The following is an 18,937-nucleotide window of genomic DNA, read 5'->3' as shown; positions in this document are numbered from 1 at the left end:
TCGGCTTCGCGAATGCAGACAGATACTGGGAGGAAGACATGACGGGAACATCCCGCCTTCTCGAAAGCCGTTGGGACGACGCTTACGCCAGGACGCTCGATGAGCCCGGCAAGCTGCTTTATCGCTCCAATCTGCTGGGTGCGGACAAGCGCATCACCAATTACGGCGGCGGTAATACCTCCGCGAAGGTGTTGGAAATCGATCCGCTGACCGGTGAAAAGGTACGCGTCATGTGGGTCAAAGGTTCCGGCGGTGATGTCGGCACCATCAAGCTCGATGGTTTTTCGACGCTTTATCTCGACAAGCTGGAAGCGCTGAAGGGCATTTATAAGGGCGTCGAAGACGAGGACCGCATGGTCGGCTTCCTGCCGCATTGCACCTTCAACCTCAATCCGCGCGCCGCCTCCATCGATACGCCGCTGCACGGTTTTGTGCCTTACGATCATGTCGACCACATGCATCCGGATGCAATCATCGCGATTGCCGCTTCGAAGAATTCAAAAGAACTGACGCAGCAGATCTTTGGCGATGACATCGGCTGGCTGCCATGGCGTCGTCCGGGTTTCCAGCTCGGTCTTGATCTCGAAGCTTTCGTCAAGGCCAACCCGAAGGCCAAGGGCGTCGTGCTGGAAAGTCACGGCCTGTTCACCTGGGATAATGACGCCAAGGCATGCTATGAACTGACGCTCGCCATCATCAACAAGGCGATCGAGTGGTTTGCGGGAAAGACCGAAGGCAAGGTGATCTTCGGCGGTGCCGTCGCCAAGAGCCTGCCTGAGGCTGAACGCCGCGCCATCGCCGCCCGGCTGATGCCGGAAATCCGTGGCCGTATTGGCCGCGAGGAGCGCAAGCTTGGCCATTTTGACGATCAGGATGCAGTTCTCGAATTCGTCAATTCCAGGGAGTTGAAGCCGCTCGGAAATCTCGGCACATCCTGCCCTGATCACTTCCTGCGTACCAAAATCCGCCCGCTGATCCTTGAGCTCGATACCGCGAACCCAGATGTAGATGCGCTGACGGCGGCTTTGGACAAAGCGCTTGAGGCTTACCGCGCCGATTACAGCCGCTATTACGAGGCTTGCCGCCACGACAATTCGCCCAAGATGCGCGATCCGAACCCGGTGATCTTCCTCATCCCCGGCGTCGGCATGTTGTCCTTCGCCAAGGACAAGGCCACGGCCCGCATTGCCGGCGAATTTTACGTCAATGCCATCAATGTCATGCGCGGCGCGTCCACCGTGTCCGAATATCAGGGCCTGCCCGAGCAGGAAGCCTTCGATATCGAGTATTGGCTGCTGGAAGAAGCAAAGCTGCAGCGCATGCCGAAGCCGAAAAGCCTTGCCGGCCGCGTGGCCTTCGTCACTGGCGGCGCCGGCGGCATTGGCCGGGCAACGGCGGAACGGCTGGCGGGCGAGGGTGCCTGCGTGGTTCTGGCCGATATTGACGAGACGGCGCTGGAAGCCGCCAAAGGCGATTTCGTCAAGCGTTACAGCGCCGACGCGGTCCGTACCGTCAAGCTTGATGTGACGCAGGAGGACGCGGTCATTTCGGCCTTTGCGCAAGCGAGCGTGGAATTCGGCGGTGTGGATATTCTCGTTTCCAATGCGGGCATTGCCTCTTCCGCACCCGTGGAAGATACGACGCTTGCCATGTGGAACAAGAATATCGACATTCTCGCCACCGGCTATTTCCTCGTCTCGCGAGAAGCATTCCGGCTGCTGCGGCGTCAGAATCTCGGCGGCAACGTCGTGTTCGTCGCCTCCAAGAATGGCCTTGCCTCTTCACCCAATGCGTCGGCCTATTGCACGGCGAAGGCCGCGGAAATCCATCTGGCCCGTTGCCTTGCGCTTGAAGGGGCGGAAGCGGGCATTCGCGTCAACACCGTCAATCCCGATGCCGTGTTGCGCGGCTCGAAAATCTGGAATGGTGAGTGGCGTGAGCAGCGTGCTGCTTCATCCAAGATCGAGGTGACCGATCTGGAGGAACATTACCGCAAACGCTCGATGCTGAAGCTCAACGTCTTCCCGGAAGACATCGCCGAGGCGATCTACTTCCTGGCGTCCGACGCCTCCGCCAAGTCCACCGGCAACATCATCAATGTTGATGCCGGCAATGCGCAGAGTTTTACGCGGTAGGGTGTCGGTGGATACCGACATATAAAAAGATAGGATGCTTTGAGAAGTGGCAAAAGTCCCACCTCCGTCATTCCGGCCTTGAGCCGGAATCCAGCAGCCGCGCGTCTGCGCGGCGAGAGAGTCTTCTCAGCCCAAAGACTTGGGCTGGCTGGATTCCGGCTCAAGGCCGGAATGACGGGGTGGTGGTGTCGCGGGTCGAAGCACCTGTTGTGTTCATCGCCCGGGAGGAAAACATGACCGAGACGAAAATCGCCGCCGATGTGATCGCGGCTGAAAACGAAAAGCGCGCCGGCGCACAGAAAGACGACTATCAGGCGCTGGGCAACCAGCTTGCGCGCCGTAACATCGATATCAATGCCGTTACGGCCAGGGTGGCGGAGTTTTTCGTCGCCGTGCCGTCCTGGGGCGTCGGCACCGGCGGCACACGTTTTGCCCGTTTTCCCGGCACGGGCGAGCCGCGCGGCATTTTCGACAAGCTGGATGATTGCGCCGTCATCAACCAGCTGACGCGCGCTACACCAAACGTCTCCCTGCATATTCCGTGGGACAAGGAAGACCCGAAGCGGCTGAAGGCCCATGCCGATGCGCTGGGTCTCGGTTTCGACGCCATGAACTCCAACACGTTTTCGGATGCGCCCGGTCAGAGCCATTCCTACAAATACGGCTCCCTCAGCCACACCGATGCCGCCACGCGCCGGCAGGCCGTGGAACACAACATCGAATGTATCGAGATCGGCAACGCCATCGGCTCCAAGGCGCTGACGGTGTGGGTGGGCGACGGCTCGAACTTCCCCGGCCAGAGCAATTTCACCAGAAGTTTCGAGCGGTATCTTGCCGGCATGGCCGATATCTACAAGGCGCTGCCGGATGACTGGCGCATCTTTTCCGAACATAAGATGTATGAGCCGGCCTTCTATTCCACCGTCGTGCAGGATTGGGGCACCAATTACCTGATCGCCAATACGCTCGGTGAAAAGGCCTTCTGTCTCGTCGACCTCGGCCATCATGCGCCGAACACCAATATCGAAATGATCGTCGCCCGGCTCATCCAGTTCGGCAAGCTCGGCGGTTTCCACTTCAACGACAGCAAATATGGCGATGACGATCTGGATGCCGGCTCAATCGAGCCATACCGCCTGTTCCTCGTTTTCAACGAGCTGGTGGATGCGGAATATCGCGGCGTGAAGGGTTTCCATCCCGCCCATATGATCGACCAGTCGCATAATGTGACGGACCCGATCGAAAGCCTGATCTCCAGCGCCAATGAAATCCGCCGCGCCTATGCGCAGGCGCTGCTGGTGGATCGCGCTGCCCTCGACGGCTATCAGCAGGATAATGATGCGCTGCTGGCTTCTGATACGTTGAAACGGGCTTACCGCACCGATGTCGAGCCGATCCTTGCGCAGGCCCGGCAATTGGCTGGTGGTGCAATCGACCCCGTCGCGACCTATCGGGCGAGCGGTTATCGCAAGCGTGTTGCGGCGGAACGGCCGGCTTCGGTTGGTGGCAGCGGCGGTATTGTCTAGGGACGTTGTTTTCTTGGGGGGACGTCCCCAACACCCGTCACCCCGGAGCTGATCCGGGGTCCAGCGCGATCAAGTCCTTGATCGCAAGAGACTCTTCTCACCGCGCAGACGCACCGTGGCTGGATGCCGGATCAAGTCCGGCATGACGGAAATATGGTGTTATTTCCCCGAAGGCGATTGCCGGCGCACCTGAAACGTATGCTCCGGCCCCGGAAATGCCCCCGAGCGAACTTCGTCGGCATAAGCAGCGGTTGCTTCCGAAACCGCCGCAGCAAGATCAGCAAAACGTTTGACGAATTTCGGTTTGAAATCGGAAAACAGGCCAAGCATGTCGTCGGAGACGAGCACCTGTCCGTCGCAGGCCGGAGATGCGCCGATGCCGATGGTCGGGGCGGCGAGTTTTTCGGTCAGTTCGCGAGCGAGCGGCTCGACGGTGCCTTCCACGACAATCGCGAAGACGCCAGCCTGATCGACGGCAATCGCGTCACGCCAGATTTTCTGGGTTTCCGCATCGGAATGGCCGAGCGAGCGGAAGCCGCCGGCGGTGTGGACGAGCTGCGGCATCAGCCCGACATGGCCGAAGACGGGAATGCCGCGCGCGACGAGAAAAGCGATGGTCTCGGCCATTTCCTCGCCGCCTTCCAGCTTCACGCCGTCACAGCCGGTTTCCTGCATCAGCCGCACCGCGTTGCGGAAGGCCTGTTCCTTCGATTCCTGATAGGTGCCGAAGGGAAGATCGACGATGACGCAGGCTCGGTTGACGCCGCGCATGACGGCGCGGCCATGGGCGATCATCATGTCCAGCGTCACGCCAACCGTCGTATCCATGCCGTAAAGCACCATGCCGAGTGAATCGCCCACCAGCAGCAGGTCGCAATGCGGATCGAGCAGGCGGGCAATCGGCGTCGTATAGGCGGTGAGGCAGACGATGCGTGCTTCACCTTTCATCTGGCGGATGGAGGCTGTCGTCAGCCGCTTCAGTTTTCCATGGGTGCTCATTGGGCAGCCTCTCTTTTTTCGGTTCTGTCGCGGCCGATGACGCGGTTGTCGAGGAGGCGCGTGCTGCCGAAGCGCACGAACAGCGCCACCAGCACGGGTCCCGCCTGCACGGAGGTAACCGGCGCCAGCGTATCGGGATCGCGCACCGCAACAACCTCCGGCGAAGCCAGTGGCTCAGAGGCGATAAATTTTTCTATCGCCGCTTCCAGGGCGGCCGGATCGTCGAGACCCTGGTCATAAAGCCGGTTAGCCTCTTCAAGCGCGCGCGGCACGATCACGGCGGCAGCGCGTTGCTCGGGGGTCAGATAGACATTGCGTGAGGAGCAGGCGAGACCATCCGCTTCACGCACCGTCGCGACCGGCACGACCCGCACCGGCTGGGCAAGGTCTTCCACCATGCGGCGGATCAGCGTTACCTGCTGATAGTCCTTTTCGCCGAAATAGGCGGCATCCGGCTGGACGAGGTTAAAGAGCTTGGTCACGACGGTGGTGACGCCGGCAAAATGCCCCGGCCGCACCGCGCCTTCCAGCTGGCTGCCCAGTTCCGGCACATCCACGACGGTGGACATCGGGCGCGGATACATCGCCGTCACCTCTGGCGCGAAGAGAATATCGACGCCCGCCTCTTCCAGCAGCGCGCTGTCGCGGGCGAGGTCACGCGGGTAACGCGCCAGATCTTCATTCGCACCAAATTGCAGCGGGTTGACGAAGATGGAAACCACCGTCACATCGTTTTCTGCCTTGGCTTGGGCAACGAGTGTGAGGTGGCCGATATGGAGAAAACCCATGGTCGGCACGAAGCCGACGGTCTTGCCCTCGCGGCGAAAGGCGGCAATCGCATTGCGCAATTCGGCGACGGTTTTTACAAGGCGCATGGGGTCTCCTCCGGCTGCCCGATCGCCATCCGGCGAAAGGTGCTGGATAGAACGCGATTTGCTGAACAGGGTCAACGCGGCGGCGTATATTATATCGATTAACGCCGCAGGAGGCGACGATTGCTGTGGAACGGGGGCGGTTCAGGCCTCCACGGCCCATCCGGGCAGTCGCTTTTCTGCAAAGGCCTGTCGTCCTTCACGTGCTTCATCGCTGCCGCTGATTGTTGCGATGACGCCTTCGGCAAAGGCCAGCCGCTCATCGGATGACATGTCGCGCATCGCCAGCAAGGCTGACTTTCCGGCTGCGATGGCGCCCGGCGCATTCTGTCGCAGCTTTGCGAGAACATCCCCGATCACGCCGTCGAGTTCGGCCGCAGGTGCGGTGCGATTGACGAGGCCAAGGCGTTTTGCCTCCGCAGCGCTGACCGGCTGGCCGAGATAGGCCATCTCCTGAAGTCCGCCCAACGGCATTTTCGCCAGAAGCTTCGCCGCCACCATGGCCGGGAAAAGCCCGACCCGCACTTCCGGCAGGCCGAATTCGGCGTGATCGGCTGCATAGGCAAGATCGCAGGCGGCAACGAGACCTAGCCCGCCAGCCAGGACCCGGCCATTGATGCGGGCAATGACGGGTTTTTCGCATCGCTCGATGGCACGCATCACATCAGCGATGGGGTTTGTTCCATCGCGCGAAAGGAACATGCCGCCGGCGCTTTCCTTGAGATCGGCTCCCGAACAGAAACTGCGATCCCCCGCTGCCGTTATCACCACGGCGCGCAGATTGCGGTCAACGGATGCAGCGCGGATGGCATCCGTGAGCGCATCGGTCATGGCGGCATTGAGGGCGTTGTGCACCTCCGGCCGGTTGAGCGTCAGCCACAGAACATCCTTGCGTGTTTCGCGTAACAACTCATCCGCCATGCAGGTCATCCTCCTGTTTTGCGGCAAGCAGCGCTTTTCCGGCGCGGGCCGCGTTTGGCCTGCCGAGATGCCGGCTGATCCAGTCACCGGTCTTCGCCACCGCCATCAGGTCGATACCGGTTTTGATACCAAGCCCCCGCAGCAGATAAACGACATCTTCGGTGGCGACATTGCCGCTCGCCCCCGGCGCAAAGGGGCAGCCACCCAGCCCGGCAACGGAACTGTCGAAAACGGCGATGCCTTCCTCAAGCGAGGCCAGCACATTGGCGACGCCCTGCCCATAGGTGTCATGGAAATGCATGGCGATTTTTTCACGCGGGATGTCGGTCGCCACCCGCTTGATGACACTGCGGATCTGGCCGGCCGTGCCGACGCCGATCGTATCGCCGAGCGAAATTTCGTAACACCCCATGGCGACAAGCGCGTCGGCCATTGCCGCCACCTCATCGGGCGCAACCGCGCCGTCATAGGGGCAGCCGGCAATGCAGGAAACGTAACCGCGCATGCGGATATTCTGGCTGGTCGCTACCTGCGCGACATCGTGTAGTCGCTCAAGGCTTTCCGAACGCGAACAGCCAATATTGTGCTGGCTGAAGCCTTCGGATGCGGAGACGAAAACGGCGATGTCCGTCACGCCGGCTTCAATGGCCGCCTCGAAACCTTTCATATTGGGAACGAGCGCCGGATAGGCTGTGCCGTGCCGCTGTCTTAGACCCTGAAACACCGCCGTCGAACCCGCCATCTGCGGAACTCTCTTGGGTGAAACGAAAGCGCCCGCCTCGACCGCCGGCAGGCCTGCTGCGGCGAGCCGCTCGATCAGTTCGATCTTGATGGCGACGGGAACTTCGGTGCTTTCGTTCTGCAGGCCGTCACGCGCGCCCACCTCGACGATTTTGACGGTTTCGGGCCAGCTCATGTCACGCGCCCTCCGGCTCGAAATTCACCAGCACCGCACCGGCTGCCACCATATCGCCTTCGGCACAGTTGATGGCGGCAACGATACCTTTCGCCGGGGCACGGATCGTGTGCTCCATTTTCATCGCCTCCATCACAACCAGCGCTTCGCCGGCTTCGACGAGCGCGCCTTTCTGGCTGAGCAGAGCACGGATAACGCCCGGCATGGGCGCCTCCAGACCACCGGTGTGGGTGGTGGCATCCGCCATATCGACGGGGTCTGGCTGGCTGATGCGATAATGCTCGCCGTCCAGAAAAAGCGTATGGCCGCTATCCTCCGCGAAGAAATAGCCCTGCCTCTGCCTGCCATCGATGACCGCACGCAGCCTGCCATTCTCCGCGAGATTACCGCCAATACGGATCGTCCCGCCGTCAATCTCCAGGGAAAACCCGTCCTCCTCATGGGTAACGGCAACTGTGAGCGGTTGGTGGTCGAGAGTGAAAATCAGGGTTTCCCGCGTCGGTGCATTCAGGCGGAAAGCGCTGGTGCTGTTCCATGGGCTATAGGGATCGGCCGATGGCAGAGAACTCGTCCTGGCCATTTTCTGTCGCGAAAGAAGAAGGCCAAGCGCGGCTATAGCGATCCCGCCCCCGCCGATGGCTGAGGAGGTGAATAGTGCCGCCTCGTTGCGGGCGATGAAGCCGGTATCGAGATCGGCCGCCGCGAAATTCTCGAGCCCCGCAAGCCGCGCCAGAAAGGCGACATTGCTGGTGACGCCACAGATCGCCAGTTTTTCCAGCGCCAGCCGCAGCCGCCGCACAGCGGCAGGTCGGTCTTGATCCCAGACGACCAGCTTGGCGATCATCGGATCGTAATGCACGGTGATGGCGTCGCCGGCGCGGATGCCGCTGTCGATCCGGAGGCGAGGGCCTTCATCGGGAAAAACGAGATGGCTGACCGTGCCAATCGACGGCAGAAAATCATGCGCCGGATCTTCGGCATAAATCCGCGCCTCTATGGCATGGCCGTTGATGCGGAGATCGGACCAGCCTTCCGGCAGGGTCTCTCCGTTGGCGACGCGGATCTGCCATTCGACCAGATCGAGACCGGTAATATATTCCGTCACCGGATGCTCGACCTGAAGCCTGGTGTTCATTTCCATGAAATAGAAGTCGCCGGAAGGGTCGAGCAGGAATTCCACGGTTCCCGCACCGCGATAATCGATGGCGCGGGCGGCGGCGGTTGCCGCATCATACATGCGTTGCCGCAAGGCATCGGGCAGGCCGGGGGCGGGGGCTTCTTCTATCACCTTCTGGTGCCGGCGCTGGATCGAGCAGTCGCGTTCGAACAGCGAAACACATTTGTCGTGGCTATCGGCAAAAACCTGCACCTCCACATGTCGTGGTCGTTCCAGGTATTTTTCGATCAGCATGCGGTCATTGCCGAAGGCGGCAAGCGCTTCGCGTTTCGCGCCGGCAAGCTCCGGGGCGAAGTCGCGCTTTTGCCTGACAACGCGCATGCCCTTGCCACCGCCGCCGGCCGAAGCCTTCAGCAGCACGGGATAACCGATCTTGTCCGCCTCGCTCGCCAGCCGTTTTTCGGCCTGCTCATCGCCGTGATAACCCGGAACGACGGGAACACCTGCCTCCGTCATCAGCGCCTTCGCCTCGCTTTTCCCGCCCATGGCGCGGATCGCCTGCGGCGGTGGGCCGATGAAAATGAGGCCGGCTGCGGCACAGGCTTCGGCGAAAGCGGCATTTTCGGAGAGAAAGCCGTAACCCGGATGGATCGCCTCCGCGCCGGTTGTTTTTGCAGCCGCGATGATTTTTTCTGCATCGAGATAGGAGGCGCGCGCCGGTGCGGAGCCGATGGCGATGGCCTCATCGGCCAGCGCCACATGCATGGCGTTGCGGTCGGCATCCGAATAGACCGCCACTGTGCGGATGCCCATGCGGTTGGCGGTGCGGATGATACGGCAGGCGATCTCGCCCCTGTTGGCGATCAGTATTTTCGAGAACATCGTCGCCTCACATCCTGAATATGCCAAAACGGGTGGGTTCAATCGGTGCGTTAAGCGCGGCCGACAGTCCGAGGCCAAGTACGAGGCGGGTATCCTTCGGATCGATGATGCCGTCGTCCCACAGCCTTGCACTGGCATAATAGGGATGGCCTTCCCGTTCGTATTTTTCCCGGATCGGCTGCTTGAACGCCTCTTCGCCTTCCTTCGACCAGTGGCGGCCGTCGGCCTCGATGCCGTCGCGGCGGATTTGCGCCAAGACGGACGCCGCCTGTTCGCCGCCCATCACCGAAATGCGGGCATTGGGCCACATCCACAAAAATCGCGGTGAATAGGCGCGGCCGCACATGCCATAATTGCCGGCCCCGAAGGAGCCGCCGATGATGACGGTGAATTTCGGCACTTTGGCTGAAGCGACCGCAGTCACGAGCTTTGCGCCATCCTTGGCGATACCACCGGCTTCATAGGCCTTGCCGACCATGAAGCCGGTGATGTTTTGCAGGAAAACCAGGGGGATGCCACGCTGGCAGCAGAGTTCGATGAAATGCGCGCCCTTCAGCGCCGATTCCGAAAACAGGATGCCGTTATTGGCGATGATGCCGACCGGATAGCCATGGATATGGGCGAAACCGCAGATCAGCGTCGTGCCGTAAAGCGCCTTGAACTCGTCAAATTCGGAACCATCCACCAGTCGGGCAATGATCTCGCGCACCTCGAAGGGTTTTCGCGTGTCGGCGGGAACGATGCCGTAAAGTTCATCCGCCGGATAAAGCGGTTCTGCGGGTTCGCGGATATCCAGCTCCACCTGCTTGCGGCGGTTGAGGGTGGAGACGATCCGCCGGGTCAGCGCCAGCGCATGGCGGTCGTCATGGGCATAATGATCGGTGACGCCGGATTGCCGGGAGTGCACATCCGCACCGCCGAGGTCCTCCGCACTTACCACCTCGCCGGTTGCGGCCTTCACCAGCGGCGGGCCGCCGAGAAAGATCGTGCCTTGATTTTTGACGATGACGGATTGGTCGCTCATGGCGGGCACATAGGCCCCGCCCGCCGTGCAGCTGCCCATCACCACGGCGATCTGGGCGATGCCCTGCGCCGACATATTGGCCTGATTGTAGAAGATGCGGCCGAAATGATCGCGGTCGGGAAACACCTCGTCCTGATTGGGCAGGTTCGCGCCGCCGGAATCCACGAGGTAGATGCAGGGCAGGCGGTTCTCCGTGGCGATTTCCTGCGCGCGCAGATGTTTCTTCACCGTCAGAGGATAATAGGTGCCGCCTTTTACCGTCGCGTCATTGGCGACGATCACACATTCGCGGCCCGAGACCCGGCCGATGCCGGTGACGATGCCGGCGGCGGGAACGGGTTCGTCATAGACCTCGTAAGCTGCAAATTGCGAAAATTCGAGGAATGGACTGCCGGGATCGAGAAGCGCTTCGATGCGGTCGCGCGCCAGCAATTTGCCGCGGGAAAGATGCCGTTCGCGGGCCTTTTCGCCGCCGCCTCTGGAGATTTTTTCGACGTGCTGGCGCAAGTCATCGACTAGGCCCGACATGAAATCGACATTGGCAGCGAAGGTGGGGTCGCGGTTCAGGCTGGATGTAAGCTTCATCGCGTTCTCACCCGTTGCCCTTGACCAGTTCGCGGCCGATCAGCATCCGGCGGATTTCGCTGGTGCCCGCGCCGATTTCATAGAGTTTAGCATCTCGCAGCAGCCGTCCAGCCGGGCTTTCATTGACATAGCCGGAACCACCGAGAAGCTGGATGGCATCCAAGGCCACCTGTGTCGCCCGCTCGGCGGCGAACAGGATTGCGCCCGCCGCGTCCTGCCTCGTGATGCGGCCATTGTCGCAGGCCCGGGCCACCGCATAGACATAGGCGCGGGATGCATTCATGGACGAGTAGATATCGGCGAGCTTTCCCTGCACCAGCTGGAATTCGCCGATCGGCTTGCCGAATTGCTTGCGCTCGCGGGCATAGGGCAGCACCAGATCGATGGCCGCCTGCATGATGCCAACAGGGCCGGCGGCCAGCACGGCGCGCTCGTAATCCAGCCCGCTCATCAGCACCGTCACGCCGTCATTGAGGCGGCCGAGAATGTTTTCTTCCGGAACCTCGCAATCCTCGAACACCAGTTCTGACGTGGGTGAGCCGCGCATGCCGAGCTTGTCGAGTTTCTGGGCCGGGCGAAACCCCTTGAAGCCTTTTTCGATCAGGAAAGCGGTGATGCCGCGCGGGCCGGCGGACATATCCGTCTTGGCGTAAACCACCAGCGTATCGGCCTCGTGACCATTGGTGATCCACATCTTCGCGCCGTTCAGCACATAGCGGTCACCCCTGCGTTCCGCCTTCAGCCGCATGGAGACGACATCCGAACCGGCCTCCGTCTCGCTCATGGCGAGAGAACCGACATGTTCACCGGAGACGAGTTTCGGCAGATATCTGTGCTTCTGCTCATCCGTTCCCCAGCGGTGAATCTGGTTGATGCAGAGGTTGGAATGGGCGCCGTAGGAAAGGCCGATGGAAGCGGAAGCCCGGCTTATCTCCTCCATCGCCACGCAATGGGCGAGATAGCCCATGTCGGCACCGCCGAACTCTTCCGAAACGGTAATGCCGTGCAGCCCGAGCTGGCCCATTTCCGGCCAGAGCTTGCGTGGAAAACGGTCGTCGCGGTCGATCTCCGCCGCCAGCGGGGCGATTTTATCGTCTGCGAATGCGCTTGCGCTGTCGCGCAATGCTGCGATTTCCGGGCCGAGATCGGCATCGAAAATGGCGGCGAGGTTCAAACTCATCGCGTCTCCTCCTCCGGACGGCAGGCCGTCCCTTTTGTCTGCAGCCGGCACCTCCTCCGCGCCGGCAGCCCTTGATTACGGCGTGTCTCCCCCGGTGAAGGCGGCGGAACGGCGCACGAATGTCTTGATGGCGAAATTGGACTGGATGCGCGACACGCCGGGAACCGTGGTCAGGAAATCCAGCAGCTCCTGATAATGCGGCAGGTCCCGCACCATGGCGTGGATCAGGTAATCGGAACTGCCGCTGGTCTGGTAACCGCCCACCACTTCGGGAATGGAAGCCACATGGTGTTCGAAGGTCGTCAGCGCTTCCTTGATCTGCCGCTCCAGCGTGACGGATATGAAGACGCCCATATTGCCGAGCAGCCGGTTCTCATCGAACACCGCGGTATAGCCGCGAATGATGCCTTCCTCTTCCAGCTTGCGCACGCGGCGCAGCGTCGGCGTGAAGGAAAGACCGATACGGGCCGCCAGATCCCGCCAGCTCACCCGCCCGTCATCGCCGAGCACATGCAGAATCTTCTGGTCGAAACTGTCGAGCTCAATCATGGATCATTTGCTCTATGATATGACTATTTGTTGGATCAAAGATATCGTCAATCAAAAAACTGTCAATCAAAATAGCTTTGAAATGAATTCGAGTTGGTGATAGCGTTCATGTCATTCGAGGTCTGGAGGAGATCGCGATGACGGTCGTTTTCTCAAGCGGGAGAATGGCCAAGGGAGGTGAATTTGGCTGTGCATGACCCTGTCGTGATCGTCGGGACCGCCCGTACTGCTATGGGTGGGTTCCAGGGCGAATTCAAATCGGTGGCAGCGCCCGATCTTGGGGCCGCGGCGATCCGTGCGGCCGTCGAACGGGCCGCTGTTCCGGTTTCTGATATTGACGATGTGCTGATGGGCTGTGTGCTGACGGCCGGGCAGGGGCAGGCGCCCGCCAGACAGGCAGCCATTGCCGCCGGCATTCCCAATTCGATTGGCGCAACGACCATCAACAAGATGTGCGGCTCGGGCATGAAGGCGATCATGCTGGGCCATGACCAGATCGCGGCGGGAAGCTCTTCCATCGTGCTGGCCGGCGGCATGGAAAGCATGAGCAATGCGCCCTATCTGCTGGATCGCGCCCGAAATGGCTATCGTCTCGGTCATGGCAAGGTCATCGACCATATGTTTCTCGACGGTCTCGAGGATGCCTATGACAAGGGCCGGCTGATGGGCACTTTCGCGGAAGATTGCGCTGAAACCTATCAATTTACCCGCGCCATGCAGGATGATTATGCGCTCGCCTCGCTGGAACGGGCGCGACGCGCCATAGCGGAGGGAGCCTTCGAAGCGGAAATGGCGCCTGTCGGCGATGTTGCCGTGGATGAGCAGCCGGGCAAGGCAAGGCCGGAAAAAATACCGCAGCTGAAGCCCGCCTTTCGCGATGGCGGAACGGTGACGGCGGCCAATTCCAGTTCTATCTCCGATGGTGCGGCCGCTCTCGTTCTCATGCGTCGCTCCGAAGCGGAAAGGCGGGGTCTTTCGCCGCTGGCGACCATTATCGGTCAGGCCTCCCATGCGGACGCACCCGCCGGATATCCAACGGCTCCCATCGGCGCGATGAAAAAGCTGTTTGCTAAGACCGGCTGGACGGCGAGGGATGTCGATCTGTTCGAAATCAACGAGGCCTTTGCCGTGGTGGCGATGGCGGCAATGCGCGATCTCGATCTGCCGCATGAGAAAGTGAATGTGCACGGCGGCGCCTGCGCGCTCGGCCATCCGATCGGCGCTTCCGGCGCGAGGATCGTTGTCACTCTGCTGGCCGCCCTGCAGCGTCACGGGCTGAAGCGCGGCGTGGCCGCAGTCTGCATTGGCGGCGGTGAAGCAACCGCGCTCGGCATCGAGCGGCATTAAGGGGAGGCGGCGATGATCCTGAACGAAGCCCAGCAGCAGATCAGGGACATGGCCCGCGATTTCGCCCGCGAGCGGCTCGCCCCCGGGGCTGCCGCGCGTGATCGGGAAAGCCGGTTCCCGAAAGACGAACTGAAGGAAATGGGAGACCTCGGTTTCCTCGGCATGCTGGTCTCGGAGGATTATGGCGGGTCGGAAACGGGTGCCGTCGCTTATGCCCTGGCGCTGGAGGAAATCGCCGCCGGTGACGGTGCCTGTTCCACCATCATGAGCGTGCATAATTCAGTCGGCTGCGTGCCGATCCTGAAATTCGGCACGGAAGACCAGAAACAGCGGTTCCTGCCGAAACTCGCGTCCGGCGAATGGATCGGCGGTTTTGCGCTGACAGAACCGCAGGCCGGTTCCGATGCTTCCAACCTGAAGACCCGCGCCCGGCGTGATGGCGACCGCTATATTCTTGATGGTGCAAAACAGTTCATAACGTCAGGCAAGAATGGTGATGTCGTCATCGTCTTCGCCGTCACCGATGCGGCGGCGGGCAAGAAGGGCATCACCGCCTTCATCGTGCCGACCGATACGCCGGGTTACGAGGTGATAAGGGTCGAAGAAAAGCTCGGCCTGCATTCGTCCGATACCTGCCAGATCGCCTTCACCGAGATGGCGGTCCCTGTCGAATTGCGGCTGGGCGAAGAGGGGCAGGGTTATCGCATCGCGCTCGCCAATCTGGAGGGTGGCCGCATCGGCATCGCCGCGCAGGCGGTCGGCATGGCGCAGTCGGCCTTCGAGGCGGCTCGGGACTATGCCCGCGAGCGCAAGGCTTTCGGACAGGCGATCATCGAACATCAGGCGGTGGCGTTTCGGTTGGCCGACATGGCAACGCGGATTACGGCGGCGCGGCAGCTGGTGCTGCATGCGGCGGCGCTGAAGGAGGCGGGCGAGCCCTGTCTTTCGGAGGCTTCGATGGCCAAGCTCTTCGCGTCCGAAATGGCCGAACGCGTCTGCTCGGACGCCATCCAGATTCACGGCGGTTACGGCTACATGGCGGATTATCCGGTGGAGCGGATTTATCGCGATGTACGCATCTGCCAGATTTACGAGGGGACCAGCGATGTCCAGCGCATGGTGATCGCAAGAAACCTTTGAGAGTTGTTTCGCGGTCTGGAGGAGACCGTGACGGGAGGAGTAGAATGGACATAACCGAAACGCCACATCTCAGCCTGCATGTTCCAGAGCCTGCGGTGCGGCCCGGCGGGGAGCCGGATTTCTCCAATGTGAAGATACCCAAGGCCGGCACCGTGCCGCGCCCGGAGGTGGACGCCGCACCGGAAAGCATGCGCGATCTCGCTTATTCGATCATCCGCGTTCTCAATCATCAGGGTGAGGCTGTCGGGCCGTGGGCGGGGCTGCTTTCGGACGAGGAATTGCTGGTTGGCCTCAAAAACATGATGCGGCTTCGGGCTTTCGATGCCCGCATGCTGATGGCGCAGCGGCAGGGAAAGACCTCGTTTTATATGCAGCATCTGGGGGAGGAGGCCGTCAGTTGCGCCTTCCGCAAGGCGCTTTCCAAAGGCGACATGAATTTCCCGACCTACCGGCAGGCCGGGCTATTGATCGCCGATGATTACCCGCTCGTCACCATGATGAACCAGATCTATTCCAACGAGCTCGACCCGCTGCACGGGCGGCAATTGCCGGTGCTCTATTCCTCGAAGGAGCACGGTTTCTTCACCGTCTCCGGCAACCTCGCCACACAATATGTGCAGGCGGTTGGCTGGGCGATGGCCTCGGCCATCAAGGGCGATACGAAGATCGCGGCTGCGTGGATCGGCGACGGTTCGACGGCGGAGTCGGATTTCCATTCCGCGCTGGTCTTCGCCTCCACCTACAAGGCCCCGGTCATCCTCAATATCGTCAACAATCAATGGGCGATTTCCACCTTTCAGGGCATCGCGCGCGGCGGCTCCGGCACATTTGCGGCGCGCGGGCTGGGCTTTGGCATTCCGGCGCTTCGGGTCGATGGCAATGATTATCTCGCCGTTTATGCCGTGGCGCGCTGGGCCGTTGAGCGGGCACGCCGCAATCTCGGCCCGACGCTGATCGAATATGTGACCTATCGCGTCGGCGCTCATTCCACCTCGGACGATCCGAGTGCCTATCGCCCCAAGACGGAATCCGATGCCTGGCCGCTGGGCGATCCGGTTCTGCGATTGAAGAAACATCTCATCCTGCGCGGCGTCTGGTCGGAGGAGCGGCACCGGCAGGCGGAGGCGGAAATCGCCGATGAAGTGCTTGAAGCGCAGCGCGAGGCGGAAAGCCACGGCACGCTGCATGAAGGCAAAAAACCGCCGAAGAAGGATATTTTCGAAGGCGTTTACGCCGAGATGCCGCCGCATCTTGTCCGCCAGCGCCAGAAGGCAGGGTGGTGATCCATGACCAGAATGACGATGATCGAAGCCGTCCGCAGCGCCATGGATGTCTCCATGGAACGCAGCGACGATGTCGTGGTGTTCGGCGAAGACGTGGGTTATTTCGGCGGCGTCTTCCGCGCCACGCAGGGGCTGCAGGGGAAATACGGCAAGACCCGCTGTTTCGATGCGCCGATCAGCGAATCCGGTATTGTCGGCACGGCAATCGGCATGGCCGCTTATGGCTTGCGGCCCTGCGTCGAAATCCAGTTCGCCGATTACATGTATCCCGCCTATGACCAGATCACCCAGGAGGCGGCGCGCATTCGCTATCGCTCCAATGGCGATTTCACCTGCCCCATCGTGCTGAGAATGCCGACCGGCGGGGGCATCTTTGGCGGGCAGACGCACAGCCAGAGCCCGGAAGCGCTTTTCACCCATGTCTGCGGGTTGAAGGTGGTGGTCCCTTCCAATCCCTATGATGCCAAGGGGTTGCTGATCGCATCCATCGAAGACCCCGACCCCGTGATGTTTCTGGAGCCGAAGCGGCTTTATAATGGCCCTTTCGACGGGCACCACGACCGGCCGGTGACGCCCTGGTCCAAACACGAGATGGGCGAGGTGCCAGAAGGCCATTACACCATTCCCATAGGCAAGGCCGAAATCCGCCGCCCCGGAAACGCTGTTACCGTCATCGCTTATGGCACCATGGTGCATGTGGCGCTGGCGGCGGCGGAAGAAACCGGTGTGGATGCCGAGATCATCGATCTTCGCAGCCTGCTGCCGCTCGATCTCGATACCATCGTGAAGTCCGTTTCCAAGACCGGCCGCTGCGTCATGGTGCATGAGGCGACGCTGACCTCCGGCTTCGGGGCCGAAGTCGTGTCACTGGTACAGGAACATTGTTTTTATCACCTTGAGGCTCCCGTCGTCCGCGTCGCCGGCTGGGATACGCCTTACCCGCATGCGCAGGAGTGGGACTATTTTCCGGGACCCGCCCGTGTCGGGCGCGCCCTTGTCGACGTCATGGAGGCCTGATTATGGCGGAATTTGTTCTTACCATGCCCGATGTCGGTGAAGGCGTGGCGGAAGCCGAACTGGTGGAATGGAATGTCAAGCCGGGCGATATCGTCCATGAGGACATGGTGCTGGCCGCGGTGATGACGGACAAGGCGACGGTGGAAATCCCGTCGCCGGTGGCGGGTGTCGTCACCTGGCTTGCCGTGACCGTCGGAAACACCGTGCCGGTGAAGGCGCCGCTGGTTCGCATCGAAACCGATGTCGCCGCCGCCGCTCCCAATGGCAGCGTGCCGGAAGTAGAAGCGGAAGCCCAGGCGGCGGAAGCGCCTGCCGATATGACGGAAACGCCGCCACCCGTTGAAACCCAGCCGCCAGCGCGCAAGACCGAGGAGGCACCGCCGGCACCCGCGATCGAGCTGCACCACAAACCGCTGGCATCTCCCGCCGTCCGCCAGCGCGCCGACGATCTCGATATTGATCTCACCAAGGTCAAGGGGACCGGGCCGGACGGGCATGTCACCCATGCCGATCTCGACGGGTTTTTAACCGGGCGGGGAAGGCCGGAACGCCCCGAGCCGATAGCGCCCCACGATAGCGCCGTCGAGGAAGTGAAGGTGACCGGGCTCAGGCGCAAGATTGCCGAGAAGATGGTGCTTTCCGCCTCCCGCATTCCGCATATCACCTACGTCGAAGAAGTCGACGTGACCGATCTGGAGGATTTGCGCGCGACCATGAACGGCAGCCGCCGTTCCGGGCAGCCGAAGCTGACGATCCTGCCGTTTTTGATGCGCGCGCTGGTGAAAGCCGTTGCCGATCATCCCGGCATGAATGCCACCTTTGACGACGACAAAGGTGTCGTCAGCCACTATGAAGCGGTTCATATCGGCATCGCCACACAGACGCCCTCGGGCCTCACCGTGCCGGTCGTTCGCCACACGGAAACGCTCGGCCTTTGGGAATGTGCGGACGAAGTCGCACGCGTCGCCGAAGCCGCCCGCACCGGCACGGCGCATCGGGAAGAACTGATGGGCTCCACCATCACCATCAGTTCGCTGGGAGCCTTGGGCGGTGTCGTTTCGACACCCATCATCAATCACCCCGAAGTGGCGATCATCGGCGTCAACAAGATCGTGACGCGGCCGGTCTGGGATGGAATTCGCTTTGTGCCGCGCAAGATGATGAACCTGTCTTCCAGCTTCGATCATCGCGTCGTCGATGGGTGGGATGCGGCGGTCTTCATCCAGGCCGTCAAGGCACTGCTGGAGAAGCCCGCGCTGATTTTCATCGAGTGAAGACGATCCGCGCTCCTTCATCCCTGTGCTTGGTTCACAGGGATCCAGCCAGCCCGGGTCCGTGGGCTGAAAGGGCTCTCCCCGCCGCGCGGATGCGCGTCGGGCTGGATTCCTGTGACGCGCACAGGAATGAGGGCGTGTGCGTATCATGACTGCATTTCCTAGCCCGC

General features: G+C 61.4%; 15 protein-coding genes. 7 read left to right on the top strand and 8 right to left on the bottom strand.

Annotated elements, in window-relative coordinates; translation table 11 throughout:
* Positions 1 to 38: 38 nt before the first annotated feature.
* Together JZX88_RS12010 and rhaI are read left to right on the top strand one after the other, a co-directional pair.
* On the top strand, positions 39 to 2,135 hold the full coding sequence (locus tag JZX88_RS12010; protein ID WP_206913727.1) for a bifunctional rhamnulose-1-phosphate aldolase/short-chain dehydrogenase: 2,097 nt from the start codon (positions 39 to 41) through the stop codon (positions 2,133 to 2,135).
* Positions 2,136 to 2,368: 233 nt separating this feature from the next.
* Positions 2,369 to 3,661 carry an L-rhamnose catabolism isomerase gene (gene rhaI / locus JZX88_RS12005; RefSeq protein ID WP_206913726.1) on the top strand — a complete coding sequence of 431 codons (1,293 nt, stop codon included), beginning with the start codon at positions 2,369 to 2,371 and terminating at the stop codon, positions 3,659 to 3,661.
* Positions 3,662 to 3,820: 159 nt separating this feature from the next.
* On the opposite strand, the gene panB is transcribed toward rhaI, so the two are convergent.
* The 8 genes from panB to JZX88_RS11965 all read right to left on the bottom strand — a co-directional run bounded on the left by panB (position 3,821) and on the right by JZX88_RS11965 (position 12,706).
* Complete coding sequence (gene panB, locus JZX88_RS12000; protein ID WP_206913725.1) at positions 3,821 to 4,660, bottom strand: 3-methyl-2-oxobutanoate hydroxymethyltransferase; 840 nt, start codon at positions 4,658 to 4,660, stop codon at positions 3,821 to 3,823.
* Entirely contained in the window at positions 4,657 to 5,535 is an 879-nt protein-coding gene (gene panC / locus JZX88_RS11995) for a pantoate--beta-alanine ligase (protein ID WP_206913724.1), read from the bottom strand. The genes panB and panC overlap by 4 nt, the downstream gene beginning before the upstream one ends.
* Positions 5,536 to 5,676: 141 nt before the next feature.
* Positions 5,677 to 6,453 (bottom strand): enoyl-CoA hydratase-related protein, encoded by a 777-nt coding sequence (locus tag JZX88_RS11990; RefSeq protein ID WP_206913723.1) that lies wholly within the window; start codon positions 6,451 to 6,453, stop codon positions 5,677 to 5,679.
* On the bottom strand, positions 6,443 to 7,369 hold the full coding sequence (locus JZX88_RS11985; RefSeq protein ID WP_206913722.1) for a hydroxymethylglutaryl-CoA lyase: 927 nt from the start codon (positions 7,367 to 7,369) through the stop codon (positions 6,443 to 6,445). The genes JZX88_RS11990 and JZX88_RS11985 overlap by 11 nt, the downstream gene beginning before the upstream one ends.
* Before the next feature lies 1 nt (position 7,370).
* The gene (locus tag JZX88_RS11980; RefSeq protein WP_206913721.1) at positions 7,371 to 9,368 is read right to left on the bottom strand and encodes an acetyl/propionyl/methylcrotonyl-CoA carboxylase subunit alpha; all 1,998 of its coding nucleotides are present in this window, start codon (positions 9,366 to 9,368) and stop codon (positions 7,371 to 7,373) included.
* Between the two features lie 7 nt (positions 9,369 to 9,375).
* Positions 9,376 to 10,977, bottom strand: coding sequence for a carboxyl transferase domain-containing protein (locus tag JZX88_RS11975; RefSeq protein ID WP_174033904.1), 1,602 nt, complete (start codon positions 10,975 to 10,977; stop codon positions 9,376 to 9,378).
* Between the two features lie 7 nt (positions 10,978 to 10,984).
* Entirely contained in the window at positions 10,985 to 12,157 is a 1,173-nt protein-coding gene (locus tag JZX88_RS11970; RefSeq protein WP_206913720.1) for an isovaleryl-CoA dehydrogenase, read from the bottom strand.
* 75 nt (positions 12,158 to 12,232) lie between these two features.
* Positions 12,233 to 12,706, bottom strand: a complete 474-nt coding sequence (locus JZX88_RS11965; protein ID WP_065118085.1) for an Lrp/AsnC family transcriptional regulator — start codon at positions 12,704 to 12,706, stop codon at positions 12,233 to 12,235.
* 183 nt (positions 12,707 to 12,889) lie between these two features.
* Between JZX88_RS11965 and JZX88_RS11960 the strand changes: the two genes are divergently transcribed.
* From JZX88_RS11960 to JZX88_RS11940, 5 genes are read left to right on the top strand one after another with little or no spacing between them, the layout of a single operon-like run.
* A complete protein-coding gene (locus JZX88_RS11960; RefSeq protein ID WP_206913719.1) occupies positions 12,890 to 14,053 on the top strand; it encodes an acetyl-CoA C-acyltransferase in 1,164 nt (387 codons plus the stop codon).
* 12 nt (positions 14,054 to 14,065) lie between these two features.
* Complete coding sequence (locus JZX88_RS11955; protein ID WP_206913717.1) at positions 14,066 to 15,193, top strand: acyl-CoA dehydrogenase family protein; 1,128 nt, start codon at positions 14,066 to 14,068, stop codon at positions 15,191 to 15,193.
* Positions 15,194 to 15,237: 44 nt separating this feature from the next.
* Positions 15,238 to 16,476 carry a 3-methyl-2-oxobutanoate dehydrogenase (2-methylpropanoyl-transferring) subunit alpha gene (locus tag JZX88_RS11950; protein ID WP_206913716.1) on the top strand — a complete coding sequence of 413 codons (1,239 nt, stop codon included), beginning with the start codon at positions 15,238 to 15,240 and terminating at the stop codon, positions 16,474 to 16,476.
* A gap of 3 nt (positions 16,477 to 16,479) precedes the next feature.
* A complete protein-coding gene (locus tag JZX88_RS11945) occupies positions 16,480 to 17,493 on the top strand; it encodes an alpha-ketoacid dehydrogenase subunit beta (RefSeq protein ID WP_080829562.1) in 1,014 nt (337 codons plus the stop codon).
* 2 nt (positions 17,494 to 17,495) lie between these two features.
* The gene (locus tag JZX88_RS11940; RefSeq protein WP_206913715.1) at positions 17,496 to 18,767 is read left to right on the top strand and encodes a dihydrolipoamide acetyltransferase family protein; all 1,272 of its coding nucleotides are present in this window, start codon (positions 17,496 to 17,498) and stop codon (positions 18,765 to 18,767) included.
* Positions 18,768 to 18,937 lie beyond the last annotated feature (170 nt).

The organism is Agrobacterium sp. OT33 (assembly GCF_017313365.1).
Lineage (GTDB): Bacteria > Pseudomonadota > Alphaproteobacteria > Rhizobiales > Rhizobiaceae > Agrobacterium > Agrobacterium rhizogenes_A.
The sequence above is the reverse complement of the archived record's forward strand: the minus strand, read 5'-3'. Positions and strand labels throughout refer to the sequence as shown.

Coding starts and splice junctions, on each gene's coding strand:
- rhaI (WP_206913726.1), top strand. CDS start 2,369: ATGACCGAGACGAAAATCGCCGCCGATGTGATCGCGGCTGAAAACGAA.
- JZX88_RS11980 (WP_206913721.1), bottom strand. CDS start 9,368: ATGTTCTCGAAAATACTGATCGCCAACAGGGGCGAGATCGCCTGCCGT.
- JZX88_RS11990 (WP_206913723.1), bottom strand. CDS start 6,453: ATGGCGGATGAGTTGTTACGCGAAACACGCAAGGATGTTCTGTGGCTG.
- JZX88_RS12010 (WP_206913727.1), top strand. CDS start 39: ATGACGGGAACATCCCGCCTTCTCGAAAGCCGTTGGGACGACGCTTAC.
- JZX88_RS11950 (WP_206913716.1), top strand. CDS start 15,238: ATGGACATAACCGAAACGCCACATCTCAGCCTGCATGTTCCAGAGCCT.
- JZX88_RS11965 (WP_065118085.1), bottom strand. CDS start 12,706: ATGATTGAGCTCGACAGTTTCGACCAGAAGATTCTGCATGTGCTCGGC.
- JZX88_RS11970 (WP_206913720.1), bottom strand. CDS start 12,157: ATGAGTTTGAACCTCGCCGCCATTTTCGATGCCGATCTCGGCCCGGAA.
- panC (WP_206913724.1), bottom strand. CDS start 5,535: ATGCGCCTTGTAAAAACCGTCGCCGAATTGCGCAATGCGATTGCCGCC.
- JZX88_RS11940 (WP_206913715.1), top strand. CDS start 17,496: ATGGCGGAATTTGTTCTTACCATGCCCGATGTCGGTGAAGGCGTGGCG.
- JZX88_RS11955 (WP_206913717.1), top strand. CDS start 14,066: ATGATCCTGAACGAAGCCCAGCAGCAGATCAGGGACATGGCCCGCGAT.
- JZX88_RS11985 (WP_206913722.1), bottom strand. CDS start 7,369: ATGAGCTGGCCCGAAACCGTCAAAATCGTCGAGGTGGGCGCGCGTGAC.
- JZX88_RS11945 (WP_080829562.1), top strand. CDS start 16,480: ATGACCAGAATGACGATGATCGAAGCCGTCCGCAGCGCCATGGATGTC.
- JZX88_RS11975 (WP_174033904.1), bottom strand. CDS start 10,977: ATGAAGCTTACATCCAGCCTGAACCGCGACCCCACCTTCGCTGCCAAT.
- panB (WP_206913725.1), bottom strand. CDS start 4,660: ATGAGCACCCATGGAAAACTGAAGCGGCTGACGACAGCCTCCATCCGC.